Consider the following 21,430-nt stretch of genomic DNA (forward strand, 5'->3'; position numbering starts at 1 on the left):
CGTGAATTGTCTCATGATGGGCGCGGGGTGTCCGCTGCGACACCCGCCCATGTCAGGAGCGGCCATCCATGGAACTCGGCATTCTGGTCATCGCGGCGTTCGTGCTGGTCGTCATCCTGGCGATCACCAGCGTCCGCATCGTCCCCCAGGGCTTCAACTTCATCGTCGAGCGGCTGGGCCGTTATCAGGAAACGCTGCTGCCGGGCTTCAACGTCATCTTTCCGGTCATCAGCTCGGTCCGCGCGAAGGTCGACATGCGCGAGACCGTGGTGGACGTGCCGTCGCAGAGCGTCATCACCAAGGACAACGCCGCGGTGACCGCCGACGGTGTGCTGTATTTCCAGGTGCTCGACCCGATGAAGGCGACCTATGAGGTCAACGACCTGCAGCGGGCGATCCAGACCCTGGCGATGACCACCACCCGAACGGTAATGGGCTCCATGGATCTGGACGAGCTGCTGAGCCAGCGCGAGGCGATCAACGCCAGCCTGCTGCGCGCGGTGGACGAGGCAACCGCGTCCTGGGGCGTGCGGGTAACGCGCATCGAGCTGCGCGACATCACCCCGCCCGACGACATTGTCCAGGCGATGGGCCGGCAGCTGAAAGCCGAACGCGACCGCCGTGCCCAGATCCTTGAGGCCGACGCCGAGAAGGAAAGCCAGATCCGCATTGCCCAAGGCAAGCTTGAAGCTGCCAAGCTGGAGGCGGAAGCACGGGAACGGCTGGCCGAAGCGGAGGCCAAGGCGACCCGTATGGTCTCCGAAGCCGTCGCCCAGGGATCGAACCAGGCGCTGGGCTATTTCCTCGGCCAGAAATACATGGAGGCGCTGAAGGCCTTCGCCGCCTCCCCGAACCAGAAGACCATGATCCTGCCGGTGGAGCTGGCCGGCGTCGCCGGCGCCCTGGCCGGGTTGGGTGAGCTGGTGCGTGACGCCACCCCGCCCCGCACGCCCGCCGCACCGCCCTCCCCTCCGCGCAATCCCTGGTCCGTGCCGCCGACCTCCTCCTCGCCGGATGGGGAGTGATCGCATGTCGCCTCTGCTGTGGGGAGCACTGGGCGCTTTGCTGATCGCAGCGGAACTGGTGCTGCCCGGGATTTTCCTGATCTGGTTCGGCGGGGCCGCTTTGCTGACCGGCCTCGTCACCGCGCTCTGGCACGATTGGGGGGCGGTCAACGAGGCCGGCTTCTTCACCATTGCCGCAGGTGCCGCGGTGGTCACGGCCATCATGCTGGCACGGAGGCGCAATGCGCGGGCCGGTGCTGCCGACGCGGTGCGGATCAACGACCGGGCGGGACAGCTTGTCGGACGCGCGGTGACGCTGACAGAGCCGATCACGAACGGACGCGGGCGAGTGTTCGTCGGCGACACGCTGTGGTCCGTCGAAGGACCGGACAGGCCGGCTGGTACCGCGATGGTGGTCGCCGGGCACAAGGGGTTGGTGCTGGTGCTGAGGGATGCGGTGGAGGCGCGGTAGGACCCGCCGGGCGGGCGCCTGCACACACGTCTTCAGCCCCCTGCGACGGCCGCAGGCGACGAACATCGCAACAAAAAAGCCCGCCTCTCCCCCGAGAGCGGGCTTTTTGAACAGGCGGTCGGCGGCTCAGGCAGCGCCGACGTTGCGTTCCTCGTCACGCTTCTTGCTGCCCGAAGCAGGCTGATAGGCCAGTGCAGCGTGTTCGGCGCAATAGGGCATGCCGGGCAAGGCCGTCTTGCCGCAGAAATGGAAATCCTGGTGCTTGGGGTCGCCGACCGGCCATTTGCACATCCGCTCCGTCAGGGCGAGGATGGTGGCGCCGCGCGTCGGCTTCTTCTTGATGGGCGACGGCCGTCCCGACAGACCCAGCCTATGGGCCTTGCCGATGACCGCGTTGCGGGTGATGTCTCCCAGAATGTCGGCGATCTCGCTCGCGCTCAACCCCTGGGACCAGAGATCCTTGAGCTGTTGAATCCGCTCGTCCGTCCAACTCATCCCCGAGTACTCCCGATCCGGTGTCCGGTTATGCTGTGGCAAACAGGTCACGGTCTAGTGCCGTTTTCCATAAGCCGCAACATTTTGTGCCAGCCGGTGAAGAAGCTACCAGATGACGGCCGATGACGATAGGGGGCGCGGCAACATTCCTGTTGATAAGTCCGTGGGTAGACTCATGAATTCAGCGCGCCATACACCTCCTCGGCGACGCCGGACAGAGTGTCCCGATCAAGCTCGCCGGTGACGGCCAACGCTAAGCCATTGTCTTGCCAATACAAAGCGCGCACTCCGCCATCCTGGGCGAAACGGAATGCTGAACCTGGGGTGTTGGGAGCAGGGCGGATATACAACGTAATGCGACGCCCGGCCGCATCCTCGTACATGTACAAGGCCACAGGTCCAGCGGAATCGGCCAAAAGACGGCCGCCGATCAGTTGGTACCCCCTCGTGTGACTTTTGGGCAACGCATATTCTTGCCCAACCGCTTCGACAGCCAGTTGACCAGATGCGCCTCCTCATCCACCCAAATCTCGACCGGATGGCGGACCTCGACGGAGAAGACGCGGTGGGCGGCAACCGCGTCGGCGATGAAGGCGGCGGTCGGCGGCGCTCCCGCCCCGGCCATCCGGTCGCGCAGAAGCCAGCCGCTGGCCCCGCCGGCGACGAAGACCAGGAGGGAGGCGGCGACCGCCGTACCCCACAGCGCCCCCTGCCCCAGCGTGCGACACTCCAACGGCTGGGCGTGGACACCGGATGTTCGCGCGCGGTGAAGGGCGGGGTCAGGCGGTCAGGCAAGGGCTGGTCGATCAGCGGGCCGAAACACTGCCCCAGCATGGCACGCTGCGACCGGTAGCGCTCGAAACGCTGGGCGACCTCGGGATGGTCGGCGAGGTGGCGCTCGACATCGGCCAACCGCTCCTCCGGCAATTCGCCGTCCAGCCAGGCATGCAGCTCGGCCTCGGTCACGGGATTGCGGGTGCCGCTCATCACTTGATCCTCCTGACCGCCTGCTGAGTTCCACCGTCCAGCAGGACCCTCAACTTCTCGCGCGCCCGGGCCAGCCGCGACATCACCGTCCCGATCGGCAGTTCCAGAACCTCCGCAACCTCGCGGTAGGACAGCCCTTCCATTCCCGTCAGCAGCAGGATGGTGCGGTGCTCGTCGCTCAGCTGCGCGAAGGCGCGGACGAAGTCACGCATTGCCCCACGGTCGGCCGGCGGCGCACTCAGCGCCAGATCGTCGGCCAGATCCTCCACCGGCACCTCCGCCCCGCGCCGCCGCCGGCCACGCTGACCTGAGATATGGAGGTTGTGCAGGATGGTCATCAGCCAGCCGCCCAGCTTCGACGGATCGCGCAGGGCATGGCGGTTGGCCAGTGCCTTCTCCACGCAATCCTGCACCAGATCGTCGGCGTCGGAACGGTTGCCCACCAGGGCGGTGGCATAGCGCCGGAGCCGCGGCACATGGTCGGCGATGGCGCGGTCATCGATGTCGGGCGGGCTCATCAAGGGTCCGGGAAGGGCGTCGTCACCGGTCATGACGCCCTGCCCCGCCGCTTTATTCCGCCCGCCGCCACGGATTCACAGCCCCGGGGAGGAGAAGCCGGCCTTGCCGTCGAAATTGCAGAGGTTCTCGGTCTGGGTGAAGTCGATCCCGGCCGCCGCCAGCCGGCCCAGCAGTTCGACGATGGCGCCATGCTGCACCGGCCCATGCTGAGACAGGAAGCGGCAGCGCCAGTGGTCGGTACAGAAGACGTCGGCATTGCCGTCGGGCCAGACCCGCTGGGAGCGGTTGGAGATACTGGCGAGTGTCAGCGCCTCGGTCGACAGCGGCAGCACCAGTTCCGCCAGATCATCGGGCAGGCCGCCCGACCATTGCAGGAAGACGTCGACCCCCACCAGCTCCTTCAAGGCGCGGACGCGCGGCGCCAGCCGGTTCAAGCCGTCATAGGCCGGGCGCATGGTGGAATAGCCGACCGGCGGCATGGTGACGGGGGTCTGGCCCAGCCGCTCAACCACCGCCTCGGCGAAGGCGCCGGTGCCGGCGCGCACCCGGCCCAGGCCGCGGGCGTAGATGTCGGCGGTGTGGATGCCGTCCTCGATAGTCTTCAGCCACGCATTGTGGATGCGCGCAGCGATGTCGCCCTGGCCGATATGGACCAGCATCATCACCGCGGCCATCAGCAGGCCGGACGGGTTGGCGATCCCCTGCCCGGCGATCATCGGGGCGGAGCCGTGGATCGCCTCGAACATGGCGCAGGTCTCGCCGATGTTGGCGGAGCCGGCCAGCCCGACCGATCCGGTCAGCTGGGCGGCGATGTCCGACACGATGTCGCCATACAGGTTCAGGGTGACGATGACGTCGAAGCGCTCCGGCTGGTCGGCCAGCCGGGCGGCGCCGATGTCGACGATCATGTGGTCTGCCTTGATCTCCGGATAGTCGGCGGCGATCTCGTAGAAGATCTTCAGGAACAGCCCGTCCGTCATCTTCATGACGTTGTCCTTGACGAAGGCCGTCACCTTTTGCCGGTGGTTGGAGCGGGCGAAGTCGAAGGCGTAGCGGACGATGCGTTCAGAGCCCGGACGAGAGATCAGCTTCACCGACTGGATGACGTCGTCGGTCTGCCGGTGCTCGATCCCGGCATACAGGTCTTCCTCGTTCTCGCGGATGATGACCACGTCCATGCGCGGGTGCCGGGTCCGCACATAGGGGTGGTATGACACGCAGGGACGGACGTTGGCGAACAGGCCAAGCGTGGTGCGGGCGACGACGTTCAGCGACTTGTTGCCGTATCCCTGGGGCATGGTGATCGGCCCCTTCAGGAAGACGCGCGTGCGGCGGATCGACCCCCAGCCGGCGGCATCCAGCCCGCCGGGATGGCCGCGCTTGTAGACCGCCTCGCCCGCCGGGACCTCTTCCACCTTCAGCCGCGCGCCGGCGGCAGTCATCACATGAAGCACCGCGTCCGTGATCTCGGGGCCGATGCCGTCGCCGCGGGCGACCGTGATGGGGGTGATATCGCGCATGCACTCGCTCCAAGGGGACGCGCGACCGTAGACGGAAACCGGGGGATTTTTCAATGGTTGGAGGCAGCGACGGATCGCAGCAACCGGCCGGGGACGGCGGGGGAACCCCCTCTTCCCGCATGGGCGGGGAAGAGGGGGCAGCAACCGGTCAGTGATGGGCCCCGGCAAGGCCGCCGCGGCCGTCCGGAACGCCGATGCTGACATTCTGCATCATGCCCTGGTCCTCATGGTCGAGGATGTGGCAGTGCAGGACATACTCGCCGATGAAGCGTTCGTACCGGGTGCGGACGGTCACCTTGTAGGTGCCCTTCGGCGGCTCGGTGGAGGTGAGCGGCTGGGTGATGTCGCTTTTCACCCAGATGGTGTCCTTCCACACGCCCTTCATGCCGGCATAGTCGGGATCGCCGGAGCCGGCCTCGCTGACGTCGCGCCCGTCGGGACCGATGATCGACACCACCTGGAACGGGTTGACGTGGATGTGGAAGGGGTGGCTGACGAAGTAGGACTGCAGTTCCCACTGCTGGGCCGTACCCAGCACCACCGGCCAGTCTACCACGCCCGGCTGATAGGCCGACGCCCCCTTGGGGCCATAGGTGCCGTCCGGGTTCTGCACCACCTCGAAGCTGTTGGAGACCTGGAACAGCGGGTTGGTCCGCGTCGCCCCCTTGGGCGGGAGGTTGATGTAGAAGACCAGTTCCTGCTTGGGCTGGTGCACCACCTCATGCTCGGTGATCGGCGGGTGGGCGGTGAAGCGGGTGAAGCGCGGGCAGTAAGGGGTGTCCACCATCGTCTTGCCGAAACAGCGGGCGTTCAGGTCGCCGATCACCTCCTTGGCGACATCCGGCGCATATTTGGTCGCGTTGACCGACAGCTGGCGGATGATCTCCTTCACCGGGTCCTTGACCACCCGGTCGCCGCGGACGCGGACGAAGCCCAGCACGCCGGTGGAGGTCGCGGTCTGGTCCGGGCTGGCGTTGGCCGCCGCCGGCTTGTTGACGACGCAGTAGATGCCGGGTTCCGGGAAGTTCACCAGCAGGTCGTCGCGATAGCCGGGCTGCATCGGAACGCTGGTGCGCACCTGCCCCTCGTTCATGGTCAGGCCATCCGCGGCGGCCAGGATGTAGGGCACCGGCTGCCCGGTGCAGCGCTCCTTGGCGAAGCGGTCCTGCTCGGCGGCCGACAGGGTCTTCTCCCGCTGGAAGAAGTCGGTGACGTCGAGCTTGCGGAACTCCACCGTGATGGGGGAGCGCACGCCGCCATGAATCAGGCGCCAGCGCTCGGTCTCGCCCACCTTGGCATTGGCGAAGATCGGGCGCACGCGGCCGTTGACGGTGGTGAAGCGCCCGGACTGTTCCCAGGTGTTCGGACCGAACTGGTCGTAGGACACGATCTCGCCCACCTCGCCCGGCGCGCAGCTCCAGTCGATGGACCCGTCGGACTTGGTCTTCAGCTTGCCGTCCTTGGTGCAGGCGTAGGGGATCTGCTCGAACAGCAGGACCCGCTCGGTCATCGCGACGCCCTTGGGGCTCTTCAGCAGAGTGTCGAGATCGCCGTTGGCCTCGCGCGTCGGCGGGCGGTCGCCGCGGATGATGAGCGCGCCCGCCATGCCGCTGCCCACCTGCAGCGCGGTGGAGCCGTGGCGGTGCGGGTGATACCAGAAGGTGCCGGCCGGATGGTCGGCCGGGATGTTGTATTCATATTCGAAGCTGACGCCGGGATTGATCGACACCAGCACATTGTCGCTGTTGCCGGTCGGGCTGACCCAGACGCCATGGCTGTGCAGGTTGGTGCCGTTGAAGCAGTGCGGGGTGTTGATGTCCGCCGACGCCTGATTGTTGCAGTCCGGATCGGCCGGCAGCTGGTTCTGCAGCTTGATGCGCACCGTGTCGCCCGGCGTCGCTTCGATGGTCGGGGCGACATAGGGATGGTTGGGATCGACGGCGGTGCCGCGGTAGCTGCGCAGCCGCACCGGGTCGGGCCGCCCCTGCGCCGGGTTGCGGATGTAGCCGTCGGTGAAGGTCACGAACAGGTCGTAATTGCGCACCTGCCCGGTGTGCGGCCGGGGAGCCGCCTGCGGCTGGCGCAGCAGGAGCGAGCCGGCGCGCGGGGAGTCCGAATTGGTCAGGACCGGCGGATTGCCAAACGCCTCGCCCGCCGTTTCGGCGCTGCCCTTCGCGGGGGCATCCGCCGCCATGGCAGCCGGAGCGATGCCCAGCGCCAGAGGCAGCAGCAGACCCCATAAATATGTATTCTTCATAAAATTCTCCATCATATACCGATGACGGAGCGTATGACGCGTCCTGAAAATTGTGAATTGTAACATTGTCACACGTTGAGTCATGCGGCGCCCATCGATGGGTGGCGGCGCAATGCTGGGTGGAGGAACACAAATCATCACCGCTTACTGCTTGCCCGGGGGCGTGGAAATCTGCTCACTGTCACGCCTGCGCCGGTGGCCGGCGCCGTAGAAATCAGGCCCCCCGACAGCAATGGCCGCCCCCGGCCAGGAACACCGGACCAGACCCGACATCATGAGCGACGCCCTTCCCCGGACCAGAGAGGCGCAGAACGGACAGGCCGGACGCGGCAGAAGACTGGCCGCTTCGGCGATGATCGGGCTGATCGCCGGCATCGACAATCTGGGCAACGGGCTGGCGATTGCCGCACTTCTGTTCACCGGCCCGCTGGCCGCCGGGCTGGGCGCCGGGGTGGGCGTGGTCCTGTTGAGCGCCGCAATCCTGGCCCTGTTGGTCGCCTTGCGCAGCACGCAGCCGAACTCCGTCGCCCTGGTGCAGGAGACGGGGGTTGCCATCCTCGCCTCCACCGTCGCGACCATGGCGGCTGGGCTGCAGGACGCGCCGGACGGGGTGAGGGTCGCCACCGCCTTCGCGATCCTGGGCGGCAGCACGTTGCTGACCGGGCTGCTGTTCTGGACGGTGGGTCGGCTGCGGCTGGGCCGGCTGGTGCGGTTCTTTCCATATCCGGTGGTGGCCGGCTTCCTGGCCGGGTCGGGCTGGCTTCTGGTGGAGGGCGCGCTGGCGATGGTCAGCGGCCGGCACGGGCTGGCGGCCGGCATCGCGGAGTTGGCAAGCCCGGCGATGGCCGTCACCGCGACGGCGGCGGTCGGGCTGGCGGCGCTGCTGGTCGCGGTGATGCGGCGCAGCGACAGCCCCTTCGCCATGCCGCTGGTTCTGCTGGCGGCGGCGCTGGCCTTCCATGCCGCCCTGCCCCTGCTGGGGCTGACGGCGGAGCAGGCGCGCGGCTGGGGATGGCTGCCCGGCATGGCCGGGGATGCGGGGTTCAGCCTGCCGGTGCCGACCGAGATCCTGGCCCTGGCCGATTGGGGCCGGGTGGCGGAGGCGCTGCCGGCGATGGTGTCGGTCGCGGTGCTGGGCATGCTGGGCCTTCTGTTGAATGTCAGCGGGATCGAGCTGGCGCAGGGCCGCGACATCGACGCCGATGCGGAGCTGCGGACCACCGGCGCCGCCAACCTGATGGCCGGGGCGCTGGGCGGGCCGTCCGGCTATGTCGGGCTGGGGATGACCCTGCTGGCCGGGCGGATGGGCGCCACCGGGCGCGGGGCCGGGCTGGCGACCGCGGCGGTGATCCTGGGCGGGTTGTTCGTTGCGGGGTGGCTGGTGTCGGTGACGCCGGTGTTCCTGACCGCCGGGCTGATCCTGTTCCTGGGCATCGAGCTGCTGATGGAATGGCTGATCGAGGCCCGCCACCGCCTGCCGCGGACGGAATGGCTGATCGTGCTGGCCGTGGTGCTGGCGATTGCCGGCATCGGCTTCATGGAAGGGTTGGCGCTGGGGCTGGCGGTGTCGCTGGCGATGTTCGTCTACAGCTATTCCCGGCTGCCGGTGATCCGCGGCCGTCACAGCGGGACCGAGCTGCGCAGCCGCGTCGACCGCAGCCCGGCGGCCAGCCTGCATCTGACCGGCGCCGGTGCGGCCATCGAGGCGATGCAGCTGCAGGGATACCTGTTCTTCGGCACCGCCGAGCAGATCGTCGCCCCGGTCCGCCGTCGGCTGGAGCAGGCGGGCGGGCCGTCCCTGCGCTTCCTGGTCATCGATTTCCGCCACATCAAGGGCATGGATTCGGCGGCGGCCGGGGTGTTCAGGCGCATCCGCAACCTGATGGAGACGGCCGGCGCCACCCTGGTGCTGAGCGCCCTGCCCGCCGCGGTGGCGGAGACCTTCCGCAACAGCGGCCTGGACCCCGACCGCGACCCGGTGCTGCGCCGCGCCCCCGACCTGGACCATGCGCTGGAATCCTGCGAGGAGGCGCTGCTGGCCGAGACCGGGCGGGATGGCGGCGACGCCCCGCTGCTGCGCCATCTGGAGGGGATGACCGGACCGCACCCACGGCTGGCCGACGCGGTGGCGGCGCTCGACACCCTGCATCTGCAGCCGGACGAGCTGCTGATCCGCGCCGGGGAGGCGGCGAGCGACATCTTCATCATCGGCAGCGGCCGGGTGAAGGTGCAGATCACCCTGCCCGACGGCCGTCCGCTGCGCCTGCGCACCATGACCGCCGGGGCGGTGGTGGGCGAGATCGCCCTGCTGCTGGGCCAGACCCGCGGCGCCGACGTGGTGGTGGAGGCACCCTCCACCATCCACCGCCTGACCGCCGCGACCCTGGCCCGGCTGGAGCGCGAGGACCCGGAACTGGCGCTGCTCCTGCACCGCATCCTGGCGACCACGCTGGCCCAGAAGGTGACACTGGCGAACCGGGTGATCGAGCAGGCGGCTGGCTGAGGCGGTCGGTCAGCGCCTTGGGACGGGAATGGAACGTCTGGAACGCCGTGAACCGTTATCCGGGAGGCGTTCAACCGTTCACTCCCTTCGGCGGGGGCCGTTCACCGGGAGCCGTTCACCGGCGGCGGGTGTAGGGCCCCTCCCCGCCCTGCCGTTCCAACGCCGAACCCAGGTTGGGGTAGGGATCGCTGGGATTGTAGGTCCAGGGATAGACGCCCTTCGGCCCCTCGGCCTCCGGCCGGGCGAGGATGGCGGCGATGTCTTCCGGCTCCGGCAGGCGGCGCTCGCGGATCGCGCCGGGGATGCTGTCGTCATCGAAGGTGGAGTCGAAGGCCGGAGGCGGAGCGGCGGACGATTCGGCGGCCGGGGCTTCCGCGGCGGCCGGAGCGGGGGTGCGGTTGTTCGCGGTGGCCGCGGCGGTGTCCGTGCGGTCGGCACCGAACTCCTTCAGCAGGCCCAGCTTCTCGGCCAGCCAGCGCACGGTGCCGGGATCGCCGATGGACACCAGCCGTTCGATCTGCTCCGTCACCAGATCGCGGAGCGAGGCCAGGCGGAGATCCGCCTCGCGGTTCAGCGCCTGCCTCTCCCACCAGACGCGATGGCGGAAGGGCTGCGAGCCGTAATAGGCCCGCCACAGCGTGGTGCGGCTGCAGCCCATGGCACGGGCGACCTGCTGGAAGGAAGCGCCCCGCGCCAGCATGCCGGCGGCCATCACCCACTGTTCCTCGTGAAAGCGCGAACCGGGAACGAGGGAGCCATCGGGCGGGACCGGCGGCTCTTCGGCCCAGCAGGGGAAGCGGTCGGCGGGACGGGCGGTGGAGGTGGCGGCTTCGGCGGGGTTCAGGCAGTCGGGCATGGGGTGTCTCCGGGAGTGGGTGGGTGGACGCTCCTATTTCAGCGAGGTTTTCTGCAGGATTCTAGGATAATTTTCATATTCTGCGGATTGCGGAGACCGCTTGCACTGGCCCTGCCGCCGGAAGACTGCGGGGTGCGGCAACGGGACCGGACCACGCGCCTCTTTGCTTTTGACGCTGAAAGACACCACCTGTAGTCTTCGAAGACAGCTTGTCGGAGTTCGACCATGGGCACCCAACGCAGACCGTTGGAGCATCGCAGCGAGAAGAAGGTCGGCACTGTCCGCGTGAACCGCGACAGCGTAACCGGTCGCTTCGTGGTGGCTGCGCGCCCGGTGGCCGAACCGTCCTATAAGACGGAGACCGTCGAGCGGGTGAAGACTCTGTCGGAAGCCCCGGCTTCCGGAGAGGCGATGAACGGCGAAGACTATCTCCGCTGGTTAAACGGCTGACATCCTCATGGCGCCGCCCTCTGGACCTGTCGTTGCGCGCTTCGAACCGATCGACGAATTCCAGAGGCTATACCGGCGCTACAGGGACGACCATCCGGAGATCGTCGAGGCGTTTCACGCCTTCGTCCGCTGCAAGATCGAACGCCCGCCCACCGACTTGCCGCGCAGCATGCGCGACCACCACCTGACCGGCGACCTGTCCGGCTTCCGCGAATGCCATCTGGCGGCGGATATACTGCTGATCTACACCGACAAGAACAACATCGTGCGACCGCTGCTGATCTGCCAGCATGATGATTTGTATGGGCCGCGCGGGAAGGCGTTGAAGAAGCGGGTGCGTGAATTCAGTGAGCGGTGAATAGGAACTTCGGCACCACAAAGCCGGTGAGGGAGAGCAACGGACATGGCTACGGTAAAGGTCACCAAGGAAATGGCGGAAGACCCGCTCCGGGGGATCGACTGGGCGGCCGTGGACGCGACGACCGACGAAGAGATCGCGCGGCAAGTCGCCGGCAACCCTGATGCCGCCCCGATCCTGTCCGACGCCGACCTGATTCGCGCGACCTTCGGCAGCGCGTGAAGGAGATTCGCGAGCGGCTGCGGTTGACCCAGCCGGCCTTCGCCGAACGCTTCGGCTTTCCCACGGCCAGCCTGCGCGACTGGGAGCAAGGCCGCCGCGACCACGGCCTATCTGGCCGTGATCGAGCATGAACCGGAAGCGGTGTTGCGGGCGCTGGAGAAGTTTCGGGTGGCGTGATTCGACGGGTACCCCTAGTCGTTATTGATCGATAGGGATAGATTCCTTATTACCTTCCATTGCAATCAACTTCATTTTGAAAATTTTCCCAACAGATAATTCAGTTGCCCCTCCATGTCTTTCAATCGATGTCCCGCCAACCATTTCGCCCCATTCAGATGAACCACCTTCAATTGGCTTATCTTTAAATCCACCTTCCTCAATAGCATCCACCATTGTATTTGATATATAATTCCGTACTAAGAAAGCGCTCAGCATACGCCCACCGAAATACAGTGGCCTTGGAAGCTCCACTCTTCTATTCACAATGTAATAAAGCTCATTATTGATCAAAACGGTATCATTGTTCCTTAAATCGGATAATTCTTGCCTCGCCTCCACCTCCCTACCAGCAAATCGTCCACTACCGGATGGAGGCCGAAACTTCATAGGCGACACATCATCAAAATACTCAAGGAAGCCTTCAGGAGATCCAAAAGCCGAGCCCGCGGAGGTCATGCCAGACAAAATCAAAGACTTAGACACCGCACTTCTAACAACAACATCCTCCAGAAGAGTTTCGTCATTTTTGGACACATCAATCAAAGGAACATATTCAGGATCAACAATCTTAAGATGACTTTTCTCTTTTCCGCCCTGGACTCCAATAAACAATCCACTACCTAAGCGCTGACCGGAAATCTCCGGTCGTAGTTCAATCATTGTTTTTTGAATAACAGCGCCATTCGCTCCTTTCTTTGTATTGTGAGATAGCTGCTTATTTCTAGCAGAAATGCTTGACTGTGTCCCTTTACACTCGAGAACGTGCCATTTGCCATATATATCTCTCATTACAAAATCAGGAGTCTTCAATGGCCCCCTCTTATTAGTACGTCGAATCGGCTTATTAAGAAGATGAGCCATCCTTTTTACAAAGTAAACACCATCAACTGGCATTTCATGAATGTTGAGTGTATTCATCAGCCAGTGCACAGGCACAGCAACGCCAATGTCATCACTCAGAATCGTTTTCTGATGGGGATCAAGGTTAACGTACTCCGGCGCCAACGTTAAAGTCTTGTCAGCTGGCGCAGTGGTAAAGGCATAAAAATACCTTATCCAGGCCCAATGCTCCGCAAGAGACATTCCCAATGCTGTTACAGGGGTAGTTAGCAGCCCCAACCTGTGAAGCATAGACTGTACATCTAAATTAATAATGCGATTGATAGGATTGAATGCGGTTGGAAAAGTTGGCGTTCTCGGCGGGTTCCAGGTTTTTCTATCGATGGAAAGCCTTACACTTCTAATGGTTGTCACTTTGGTCACCACAATCATAAATTATTGCGCACTCCTGCACTCCTAAACTTAAAAAGTAAAATTAATCTGAATATCCATCTGAGGTTATTATAGCCATCCCTAATAAGCCAATTAGTATACTAAAACTCATGGAACAGCGGATTTTGAATACCTATCACCTCCCCAACTCCCGCATAGCCCCGTCCAGCCCCTCCAGCGTCAGTGGGAACATCCGGCCGCCCATCAGGCGCTGGAGCAGGCGGGTGCTTTCCGTGTAGTCCCAGTATTGCGGCGGGGTCGGGTTCAGCCAGACGGCCTTGCCGTAGACCGACAGCAGGCGCTGCATCCACACCTGCCCGGCCTCCTCGTTCCAGTGCTCGACGCTGCCGCCGGGGTAGACGATCTCGTAGGGACTCATGGCGGCGTCGCCGACGAAGACCAGCTTGTAGTCGGCGGGATAGGTGTGCAGCACGTCCCAGGTGGAGATGCGCTCGGTATGGCGCCGCGCGTTGTCGCGCCAGACGCCCTCGTAGACGCAGTTGTGGAAGTAGAAATGCTCCAGGTGCTTGAATTCGCTGCGCGCGGCGGAGAACAGCTCCTCCACCAGCCGGATGTGGTCGTCCATCGAGCCGCCGATGTCGAGGAACAGCAGCACCTTGATCGTGTTGTGGCGCTCCGGGACCATCTTCAGGTCGAGCCAGCCGGCGTTGTTGGCGGTGGCGCGGATGGTGCCGGGAAGGTCCAGTTCGCTGGCCGCACCGCTGCGGGCGAATTTGCGCAGGCGGCGGAGCGCCACCTTGATGTTGCGGGTGCCGATTTCCACCCGGTCGTCCAGGTTCCTGAACTCGCGGCGGTCCCACACCTTGACGGCGCGGCGGTGGCGGCTCTCGTGCTGGCCGATGCGGACACCCTCCGGGTTGTAGCCGTAGGCGCCGAAGGGGAGGTGCCGGCGGTGCCGATCCATTTCGATCCGCCCTGGTGCCGGCCCTTCTGCTCGGCAAGGCGCTGGGCCAGCGTCTCCATCAGCTTGTCCCAGCCGCCGAGCGCCTGAACTTGCGCCTTCTCCTCGTCCGTCAGGAAGCGTTCGGCCAGCTTGCGCAGCCATTCCTCCGGCAGGTCGGCGACGGGGACCTCGTCGGCGGCCGGGGTTTCGTCGGTCAGGCCCTTGAAGGTGGCGCCGAAGACGCGGTCGAAGCGGTCGAGGTTGCGTTCGTCCTTAACCAAGCATGCACGACTGAGATAATAGAAATCCTCGACGCGGAAGGACGCGGTGCCCTGCTTCATGGCCTCCATGAGCGTCAGGTACTCCGTCAGCGAGACGGGGACGCCGGCCTTGCGCAGATCGAAGAAGAAAGACGTGAACATGGGCGCGGTCCTTCGCACGGAGTTCCCCAAGGGCGGGATTCCCCCGGGGCGGAGAATAATGCAATGCCCCAGCCGAGAGAACAGCATGAGCCTTCCAAACTCTTCCTTGCCGGGCGCTCCCCTCCTCGATTTTGCGCGGGCGCTGGATTTCGCCGCGCACAAGCACATCGACCAGCGCCGCAAGGGCGTGCGCGCCGAACCCTACGTCAACCACCTGTCGGAGGTCGCCCTGCTGGTGGCGGAGGCGACGGCGGGCAAGGACCCGGTGGTGGTGATCGCGGCCCTGCTGCACGACACGCTGGAGGACACCGACGCCAGCTATGAGGAGATCGAGCAGTTGTTCGGCGCGGAGGTGGTGCAGGTCGTCGCCGAGACCACCGACGACAAGCGCATGTCGAAGGCCGAGCGCAAGCAGCACCAGATCGACGCCGCCCCCCATGCCTCGACGCGGGCGAAGCTGGTGAAGCTGGCCGACAAGGTGTCGAACCTGCGGTCCATGGCGCACAGCCCGCCCGCCGACTGGCCGCTGTCGCGCAAGGTCGAGTATTTCGAATGGGCCCATGCGGTGGTCGCCGGCCTGCGCGGCACCGACGCCCGGCTGGAGGCCCTGTTCGACCGCGCCTATCACGACGGGCTGGCGGAGCTGCGCGGGCAGACGGTGTGAGGCTGGGGAGGGATAAAGCGGGGGCCGATTGATATCGCGCAATGCGGCTCCATGACGGAAGTCTTATGGAGAAGGGACGAAGCTGACGCCACCCGTGCCGCCGACGGCCGAGGAACCACGCCATGTCCCTTCCGCAAGAAGACTCCACCCTCACCCGCCGCCCCGCGCAAGCGGCCAGGCCGGCCGCCTCCTCCCACGCCGAACCGCATGAGGAGCCGGGCCGGCACTGGTTCGTGAACCGGCCGAAGGTCTATGCCGCCGACGTCAAAGGGCGCTTCCGCCAACTGAAATGGGCGGCCCTGATCGTTCTGCTGGCGATCTACTACGTCACGCCGTGGATTCGCTGGGAACGCGGGCCGGGCATCCCGGACCAGGCGGTGCTGATCGACATGGTCGGGCGCCGGGCCTACTTCCTGTGGATCGAAATCTGGCCGCAGGAGGTCTATTACCTGACCGGCCTGCTGATTCTCGGCACCTTCGGCATCTTCTTCGCCACCACCCTGTTCGGGCGCGTCTGGTGCGGCTATGCCTGCCCGCAGACGGTGTGGACCGACCTGTTCATGTGGGTGGAACGCAAGATCGAAGGGCCGCGCACCGCCCGCATCCGGCTGGACAAGGCGCCGATGACCGGGGCCAAGCTGGCGCGCAAGACCGCCAAGCATGCGGCGTGGGTGGCGATCTCCGTGCTGACCGGCGGGGCGTGGGTCTTCTACTTCAACGACGCGCCGACGCTGATGAACGACCTGCTGCATGGCAACATCACCAGCGGCGTCGCCACCTTCATCGCGCTGTTCAGCTTCACCACATATTTCTTCGCCGGCTGGGCGCGCGAGCAGATCTGCATCTATGTCTGCCCGTGGCGCAGCTTCCAGTCGGCGATGGTGGACGAGGACACCTTCCTGGTCACCTATGAGGACTGGCGCGGCGAGGGCCGCGCGCCGCTGCGCAAGTCGCAGAGCTGGGAGGAGCGCAAGGCGGCGGGGCTGGGCGACTGCATCGACTGCAAGCAGTGCGTCCATGTCTGCCCCACCGGCACCGACATCCGCGAAGGCCAGCAGATCTCCTGCATCGGCTGCGGCCTGTGCGTGGATGCCTGCAACGACGTGATGAAGCAGATCGGCCGGCCGCTCGACCTCGTGCGCTTCGACACCCAGTCGAACCAGATCGCCAAGATCGACGGCAAGCCGGAACGGGTGAAGCTGGTGCGCGCCCGCACCGTCATCTATTCGCTCATCATGGTGATCGTCGTCTGCGCCATGGCCATCGCGCTGGTGCTGCGCCCGACGCTGGACGTCAGCGTGCTGCGCGACCGGGCGCCGCTGTTCGTGACCCTGTCGGACGGGTCGGTGCAGAACGCCTACACCATCAAGCTGCTGAACAAGACGCACATCGCCCGCAGCTATGCGGTGACGGTCGAGGGGCTGCGCGACGCGCATCTGTCGGTGGCCGGCAATGACGAGGCCGGAAGCGGCGGCAGCCTGACGCTGAAGGGGGAGGCGGACTCGGTGGCGACCTACCGCGTGTTCGTGAAGGTGCCGGCGTCGGCTGTGAAGTCCGGCTCGACGGATGTGTCGGTGATCGCCAAGGATCAGGCGAGCGGCGAGGTCGGCAAGCACGCCAGCGTGTTCATGGCGCCGTAACGGCCGTTTCGGGGAACCAATCCCCTCTCCCCCTGGGGAGAGGGTCAGGGTGAGGGGGATGCGCGGCGGGACTTCGACGAAGGTTCGGCATGTGCATCCCCCTCACCCAGCCCTCTCCCCGGGGGGAGAGGGTATCCGCTACGGGAGAGGGTTACCGCTCCGGAAGGGCCTTCCTTACCCCCGTCACCTTCGTCCTTGTCCGCTTCACGGTCGCGGGCGGCGGGGCGTCGCCGGTGGGGTCGTCGAGCGCGCTCAGCAGGCGTTCCTTGATCTTCGCCAGCTTGCCGTCATGCGTCACCTTCAGGCCGAAGACGTCCTTCACATAGAAGACGTCGATGGCCTTCTCGCCGAAGGTGGAGACCTTGGCCGAGCTGATCTGCAGGGTCAGGTTCGACAGCGCCCGGGTCAGGTCGTAGAGCAGGCCGGGTCGGTCGCGGCCGTTCACCTCGATCACCGTGTGGGTGGTGGAGGCGTTGTTGTCGATCAGCACGCGCGGCGGCACATGGAAGACGCGGGTGCGGCTGGCCTGGGTGGTGCGGCGGGTGGACAGGTCGTTCAGCGGCTTCAGCTGGCCCGACAGCACCTTCTCGATCATCACCGACAGCTTGGCGAGCTTGTCGCCGCTCTCGAACGCACCGCCGCCGGCGGCGTCCTGCACCGAGAAGACGTCGAGCGCCATGCCGTTGGTCATGGTGAAGATGCGGGCATCGACGATGTCCGCCCCGCAGGCGGCCAGCGCCCCGGCGAGGCGGGAGAACAGGCCGCTGTGGTCGGTGGCGTAGATCGTCACCTCCGTCACCGCGCGGCCGCGGTCGACGCGGGTTTCCACCGTCAACGGGCGCTGCTCCCGCTCGGCGTCGCGGACGATGCGGGCCTGATGGGCCAGCGTGTCGGTGTCGAAGGCCAGCCAGTAGCCGGGATAGCCCAACCCCTTGTGATGCTCGAAGGCGGCATCGTCGAAATCGGTCAGCTCGGCGCGCAGGGCGGACTGGGCGGCCTGGATGCGGCGTCCCCTGCCCTCCACCGTCATGCCGCCGGACATCACCTCTTCGGAGCGGTTGTAGAGCTCGCGGAGAAGCGTGGCCTTCCAGTTGTTCCAACGCTGCGGCCCCACCGCGCGGATGTCCGCCACCGTCAGCACCAGCAGCAGGCGCAGGCGTTCCGGCGACTGGACCAGCGCCACGAAGTCGCGGACGGTCTTGTCGTCCTCCAGGTCGCGCTTGAAGGCGGTGTGGGACATGGCGAGGTGCCAGCGCACCAGCCACGCCACCGTTTCCGTCTCCTCCGCCGTTAGGCCAAGGCGGGGGCAGAGCTTCTCCGCCACGCGGGCGCCCAGCACCGAATGGTCGCCGCCGCGACCCTTGGCGATGTCGTGCAGCAGCACGGCGACATAGAGCGCGCGCTTCGACACCACCTTGTGGATCACCTCGGTGGACAGCGGCAGCTCGTCGGCATGCTCGCGCGAGGCGATCTTGTGCAGGATGCCGAGGGCGAACAGCGTGTGCTCGTCCACCGTGTAGACATGGTACATGTCATACTGCATCTGGGCCACGACCCGGCCGAAGTCGGGGATGAAGCGGGCCATCACTCCGGCTTCGTTCATGCGGCGAAGCGTGATCTCCGGATCCTTGGGACCGGTCAAAATCTCAAGGAACAGCCGGTTGGCTTCGGGATCGTTGCGCAGCTTCGGCCCGATGGCGGACAGCGAGCGGGTGATGGCGCGCAGCGCCGCCGGATGGATGTCGATGTCGTGGATCTGGGCGGTGTGGAACAGGCGGATCATGTCGATCGGCTGTTCCTTGAACTGCTTGTCGCTGCGGGCGTTCAGCCGCTCGCCGTCGACGATGAAGCCGTCCACGTCCTTGCGCCGGGCGACCGAGGCCAGCCGCAGCAGGTTGAACTTGGGCGGACGCTTCGATTCGGCCTCCAGCGCCGCGCAGAAGATGCGCGTCAGGTCGCCGACGTCCTTGGCGACAAGGAAGTAATGCTTCATGAAGCGCTCGACGCCCTTGGTGCCGGCATGGTCGGTGTAGCCCATGGCGGCGCCGATGCTGGTCTGGACGTCGAAGGTCAGGCGGTCTTCCAGCCGGCCGGTCAGGTAATGCAGGTGGCAGCGCGCGGTCCACAGGAAGTTCTGCGCCTTGGCGAAGCGCTGCGCCTCCTCCGGCGTCAGCACCTTCTTGCCGACCAGCTCGTCCACGCCCTCGACGCGGTAGAGGTACTTGGCAATCCAGAACAGGGTCTGCAGGTCGCGCAGGCCCCCCTTGCCGTCCTTCAGGTTGGGTTCCAGCACATAGCGGCTGTCGCCCATCTTCAGGTGGCGGTTGTCGCGCTCCGCCAGCTTGGCCTCGACGAATTCGGGACCGGAGCCGGCGACGACCTCCTTGTCGTAGCGCTTGCGCAGCTCGGCGAAGAGCTTGCCGGGACCCCAGAGATAGCGCGATTCGAGGATGGCGGTGCGGATGGTGACGTCGGCCTTGGACTGGCGGATGCAGTCGTCCACGCTGCGCACGGCATGGCCGACCTTCAGCCCCAGATCCCACAGGATGTAGAGCATGTATTCGACCACCTGCTCCACCCGCGGCGTGCGCTTGTAGGGCAGCAGGAACAAGAGGTCGATGTCGGAGAAGGGCGCCAGCTCGCCGCGGCCGTAGCCGCCGGTGGCCGCCACGTCGAACACCTCGCCCGAGGTCGGATTGGCGGTGGGGAAGATGTGGCGGACGGTGAAGTCGGCCAGCGTGCCGACCACCCGGTCGGCGAGATAGCAGTTCTCCCGCACGCACTGCTCGCCCGACCCGCCGTCGTCGAAGCGGCGCCGCACCTCCGCCCGGCCGTCGGCCAGCGCCTTGCGCAGGCAGGCGATCAGCGCCGGGCGCAGCTTGTCGCCGGTGCCGTGTTCGGCGACCAGATCCTCCAACTCCCCCGACAGCTTGCGGCGGGAGATGATGGCGCGCTTGTTCGGGATGGCCGGCGCAACGGATTCGGGCGGCGTCGGCGTCTTGGAGCGGGCGGACAGCATCGGTCGGGGAAAACCTCGGCATTCTGGCGGCTTTCGGGCGATCCGGACGGGCCGCGGCATCCGCACTATAGCGGTAAAGCCTTCAGGTAGCACGCCCGCACTGGAAAACCAGCCCCGCGGCCATGGGGGAGTGACGGCCGTCACAGCGGCACCCGGATTGCGAGGAGAGACTGTCCCACATGGATCGCAATAGGGGAGACGGGCCATGACCGGCGGAAAAAGCACGGGTCGCGCGGCGGGCGAAGTTTCGGTGAAGGCGCGGCGGGAGCTGGCGGCGCTGAACGATGCGCTGACGCTGGCCGAACGGGGTCTCGGCCGCCAGTCGACGGCGGCGCTGATGGCGCGGCTGCTGCGGGTGGCGGCGATGTATCCGCGCTCGGTCGACGACACGCTGATGTGGCAGGTCACCGACCTCGTCACCGGCGACGACGTGTCGGACGCGGTGAAGCTGACGCTGATCCGGATGGGCTGGGCGTCCATCGTCCAGGCGCAGTACCGGGCGCATGGGCTGCAGATGGTGGAGCGGCGGATGGCGGTCAGAGCGGCGGCGTGAAAAGGATCCCCTCTCCCCCCGGGGAGAGGGTTAGGGTGAGGGGGAAGCGCGGCGGGATTTTACCGAGAATCCACCCAATGCATCCCCTCACCCCGACCCTCTCACCGGGGGGAGAGGGGGATTTGGGAGTTTAGCGCCGTTGCCCACCGGCGACCGCCGCGCTTATGCTGGCCACCCTTCCACGGCCATGGACCGTCCGGTGCTGTCCTTCATCCTGTCGAAGCTGTTCTGGGCCGTGATGGCGCCGGGCAATGCGCTGGTTCTGACGGTGGCTCTGGGAGCGCTGCTGCTGCGGACGCGGCGCTGGCAGCGGGCGGGCAAGCGGATGGTCACGCTGGCGGCGGTCCTGCTGCTGCTGGTGACCTACACCGGATTGGGCGCGCTGGTGGCGCTGCCGCTGGAAAACCGCTTTCCCAAGAGCGAGCCGGACGGGCGGATCGACGGCATCATCATGCTGGGCGGCGCCCTCAACCCGCCGATCACCGCCGACCGCGGCGATCCCTCCCTGAATGATGCGGCGGAGCGGATCCTGGGCTTCGCCGACCTCGTCCGCCGCCATCCGCAAGCCAAGGCGGTCTTCACCGGCGGGTCCGGCCGGCTGCTCGGGCAGGAATACAAGGAGGACGTGACCGCCCGCGCCGCCCTCCTGCAGGCCGGCATCCCCGAGGACCGCGTGATCTACGAGGCGCAGTCCCGCAACACCTGGGAGAACGCCGTGCTGAGCAAGGAGCTGGTGAAGCCGGCGCCGGGCGAGCGCTGGGTCCTCGTCACCTCCGCCATGCACATGCCGCGGTCGGTCGGCATCTTCCGTGCCGTCGGCTGGGAGGTGATCCCCTACCCCGTCGATTACCGCACGCGGACCGGCGCCAAGCCTTATATCCGCTTCGAGTTCGCCCAGAATCTGGTGATCCTGGACGATGCGGTGCGGGAATGGATCGGCCTGACCGCCTACTGGATGATGGGGCGCACCGCGGCGCTGTTTCCGGCGCCCTGAATTCGACGTCCTGAGTTCGACGCCCGGGGGCCAGGATCCCGCTCCGCCTGTGTCATCGTGTTTCCGGGCGTTTCCAGCCATTGGCGTGGCCGTGCCACTC

General features: G+C 66.0%; 19 protein-coding genes and 2 pseudogenes. 10 read left to right on the forward strand and 11 right to left on the reverse strand.

Going from position 1 to position 21,430, the window contains the following annotated elements:
* Positions 1–68: 68 nt before the first annotated feature.
* Positions 69–1,025, forward strand: coding sequence for an SPFH domain-containing protein (locus AB8P05_RS03985; protein WP_472758894.1), 957 nt, complete (start codon positions 69–71; stop codon positions 1,023–1,025).
* A 4-nt stretch (positions 1,026–1,029) separates the two neighbouring features.
* A complete protein-coding gene (locus AB8P05_RS03990) occupies positions 1,030–1,476 on the forward strand; it encodes an NfeD family protein (protein ID WP_455171999.1) in 447 nt (148 codons plus the stop codon).
* 126 nt (positions 1,477–1,602) lie between these two features.
* On the opposite strand, the gene AB8P05_RS03995 is transcribed toward AB8P05_RS03990, so the two are convergent.
* The 7 genes and pseudogenes from AB8P05_RS03995 to AB8P05_RS04025 form a co-directional block, all read right to left on the reverse strand.
* Positions 1,603–1,971: a GcrA family cell cycle regulator gene (locus AB8P05_RS03995; RefSeq protein WP_063634799.1), complete on the reverse strand. Its 369-nt coding sequence runs from the start codon at positions 1,969–1,971 to the stop codon at positions 1,603–1,605.
* 173 nt (positions 1,972–2,144) lie between these two features.
* The gene (locus AB8P05_RS04000) at positions 2,145–2,360 is read right to left on the reverse strand and encodes an anti-sigma factor family protein (protein WP_472759360.1); all 216 of its coding nucleotides are present in this window, start codon (positions 2,358–2,360) and stop codon (positions 2,145–2,147) included.
* Positions 2,361–2,401: 41 nt separating this feature from the next.
* Complete coding sequence (locus AB8P05_RS04005) at positions 2,402–2,704, reverse strand: hypothetical protein (RefSeq protein ID WP_472759361.1); 303 nt, start codon at positions 2,702–2,704, stop codon at positions 2,402–2,404.
* Between the two features lie 185 nt (positions 2,705–2,889).
* A pseudogene (locus AB8P05_RS04010) lies at positions 2,890–2,958 on the reverse strand (hypothetical protein); the annotation flags it as partial.
* On the reverse strand, positions 2,958–3,476 hold the full coding sequence (locus tag AB8P05_RS04015) for an RNA polymerase sigma factor (protein ID WP_472758895.1): 519 nt from the start codon (positions 3,474–3,476) through the stop codon (positions 2,958–2,960). The pseudogene AB8P05_RS04010 and the gene AB8P05_RS04015, both read right to left, overlap by 1 nt.
* 75 nt (positions 3,477–3,551) lie before the next feature.
* The gene (locus tag AB8P05_RS04020) at positions 3,552–4,997 is read right to left on the reverse strand and encodes an NADP-dependent isocitrate dehydrogenase (RefSeq protein WP_472758896.1); all 1,446 of its coding nucleotides are present in this window, start codon (positions 4,995–4,997) and stop codon (positions 3,552–3,554) included.
* 148 nt (positions 4,998–5,145) lie between these two features.
* Positions 5,146–7,254 carry a multicopper oxidase family protein gene (locus AB8P05_RS04025; RefSeq protein WP_472758897.1) on the reverse strand — a complete coding sequence of 703 codons (2,109 nt, stop codon included), beginning with the start codon at positions 7,252–7,254 and terminating at the stop codon, positions 5,146–5,148.
* 274 nt (positions 7,255–7,528) lie between these two features.
* Between AB8P05_RS04025 and AB8P05_RS04030 the strand changes: the two genes are divergently transcribed.
* The gene (locus tag AB8P05_RS04030) at positions 7,529–9,757 is read left to right on the forward strand and encodes an SLC26A/SulP transporter family protein (RefSeq protein WP_472758898.1); all 2,229 of its coding nucleotides are present in this window, start codon (positions 7,529–7,531) and stop codon (positions 9,755–9,757) included.
* 115 nt (positions 9,758–9,872) lie between these two features.
* Here the strand turns inward: AB8P05_RS04030 and AB8P05_RS04035 are convergent, their stop codons facing one another.
* Complete coding sequence (locus AB8P05_RS04035) at positions 9,873–10,613, reverse strand: hypothetical protein (protein ID WP_472758899.1); 741 nt, start codon at positions 10,611–10,613, stop codon at positions 9,873–9,875.
* Between the two features lie 225 nt (positions 10,614–10,838).
* Between AB8P05_RS04035 and AB8P05_RS04040 the strand changes: the two genes are divergently transcribed.
* The 3 genes from AB8P05_RS04040 to AB8P05_RS04050 are packed head-to-tail and all read left to right on the forward strand — an operon-like array spanning position 10,839 to position 11,643.
* Positions 10,839–11,063, forward strand: coding sequence for a hypothetical protein (locus AB8P05_RS04040; RefSeq protein WP_472758900.1), 225 nt, complete (start codon positions 10,839–10,841; stop codon positions 11,061–11,063).
* A gap of 7 nt (positions 11,064–11,070) precedes the next feature.
* The gene (locus AB8P05_RS04045; RefSeq protein WP_472758901.1) at positions 11,071–11,421 is read left to right on the forward strand and encodes a type II toxin-antitoxin system RelE/ParE family toxin; all 351 of its coding nucleotides are present in this window, start codon (positions 11,071–11,073) and stop codon (positions 11,419–11,421) included.
* Positions 11,422–11,466: 45 nt separating this feature from the next.
* Positions 11,467–11,643, forward strand: coding sequence for a hypothetical protein (locus AB8P05_RS04050; protein ID WP_472758902.1), 177 nt, complete (start codon positions 11,467–11,469; stop codon positions 11,641–11,643).
* 198 nt (positions 11,644–11,841) lie between these two features.
* Here AB8P05_RS04050 and AB8P05_RS04055 read toward each other — a convergent pair whose 3' ends face one another.
* Together AB8P05_RS04055 and AB8P05_RS04060 are read right to left on the reverse strand one after the other, a co-directional pair.
* Positions 11,842–13,134 (reverse strand): hypothetical protein, encoded by a 1,293-nt coding sequence (locus tag AB8P05_RS04055; RefSeq protein ID WP_472758903.1) that lies wholly within the window; start codon positions 13,132–13,134, stop codon positions 11,842–11,844.
* Between the two features lie 136 nt (positions 13,135–13,270).
* Positions 13,271–14,460: pseudogene (locus AB8P05_RS04060) on the reverse strand (vWA domain-containing protein).
* Between the two features lie 85 nt (positions 14,461–14,545).
* On the opposite strand from AB8P05_RS04060, the gene AB8P05_RS04065 reads away from it, so the two are divergent.
* Entirely contained in the window at positions 14,546–15,124 is a 579-nt protein-coding gene (locus AB8P05_RS04065; RefSeq protein ID WP_472758904.1) for an HD domain-containing protein, read from the forward strand.
* Positions 15,125–15,246: 122 nt separating this feature from the next.
* Positions 15,247–16,764, forward strand: a complete 1,518-nt coding sequence (gene ccoG / locus AB8P05_RS04070; protein WP_472758905.1) for a cytochrome c oxidase accessory protein CcoG — start codon at positions 15,247–15,249, stop codon at positions 16,762–16,764.
* 151 nt (positions 16,765–16,915) lie between these two features.
* Here ccoG and AB8P05_RS04075 read toward each other — a convergent pair whose 3' ends face one another.
* Positions 16,916–19,783 (reverse strand): [protein-PII] uridylyltransferase, encoded by a 2,868-nt coding sequence (locus tag AB8P05_RS04075; RefSeq protein ID WP_472758906.1) that lies wholly within the window; start codon positions 19,781–19,783, stop codon positions 16,916–16,918.
* Between the two features lie 205 nt (positions 19,784–19,988).
* Between AB8P05_RS04075 and AB8P05_RS04080 the strand changes: the two genes are divergently transcribed.
* Together AB8P05_RS04080 and AB8P05_RS04085 are read left to right on the forward strand one after the other, a co-directional pair.
* Positions 19,989–20,336, forward strand: coding sequence for a hypothetical protein (locus tag AB8P05_RS04080; protein ID WP_472758907.1), 348 nt, complete (start codon positions 19,989–19,991; stop codon positions 20,334–20,336).
* Between the two features lie 139 nt (positions 20,337–20,475).
* Positions 20,476–21,330, forward strand: coding sequence for a YdcF family protein (locus AB8P05_RS04085; protein ID WP_472758908.1), 855 nt, complete (start codon positions 20,476–20,478; stop codon positions 21,328–21,330).
* Positions 21,331–21,430: the final 100 nt, after the last annotated feature.

The sequence above is a fragment of the Azospirillum sp. VT-I1 genome (genome assembly GCF_055698305.1).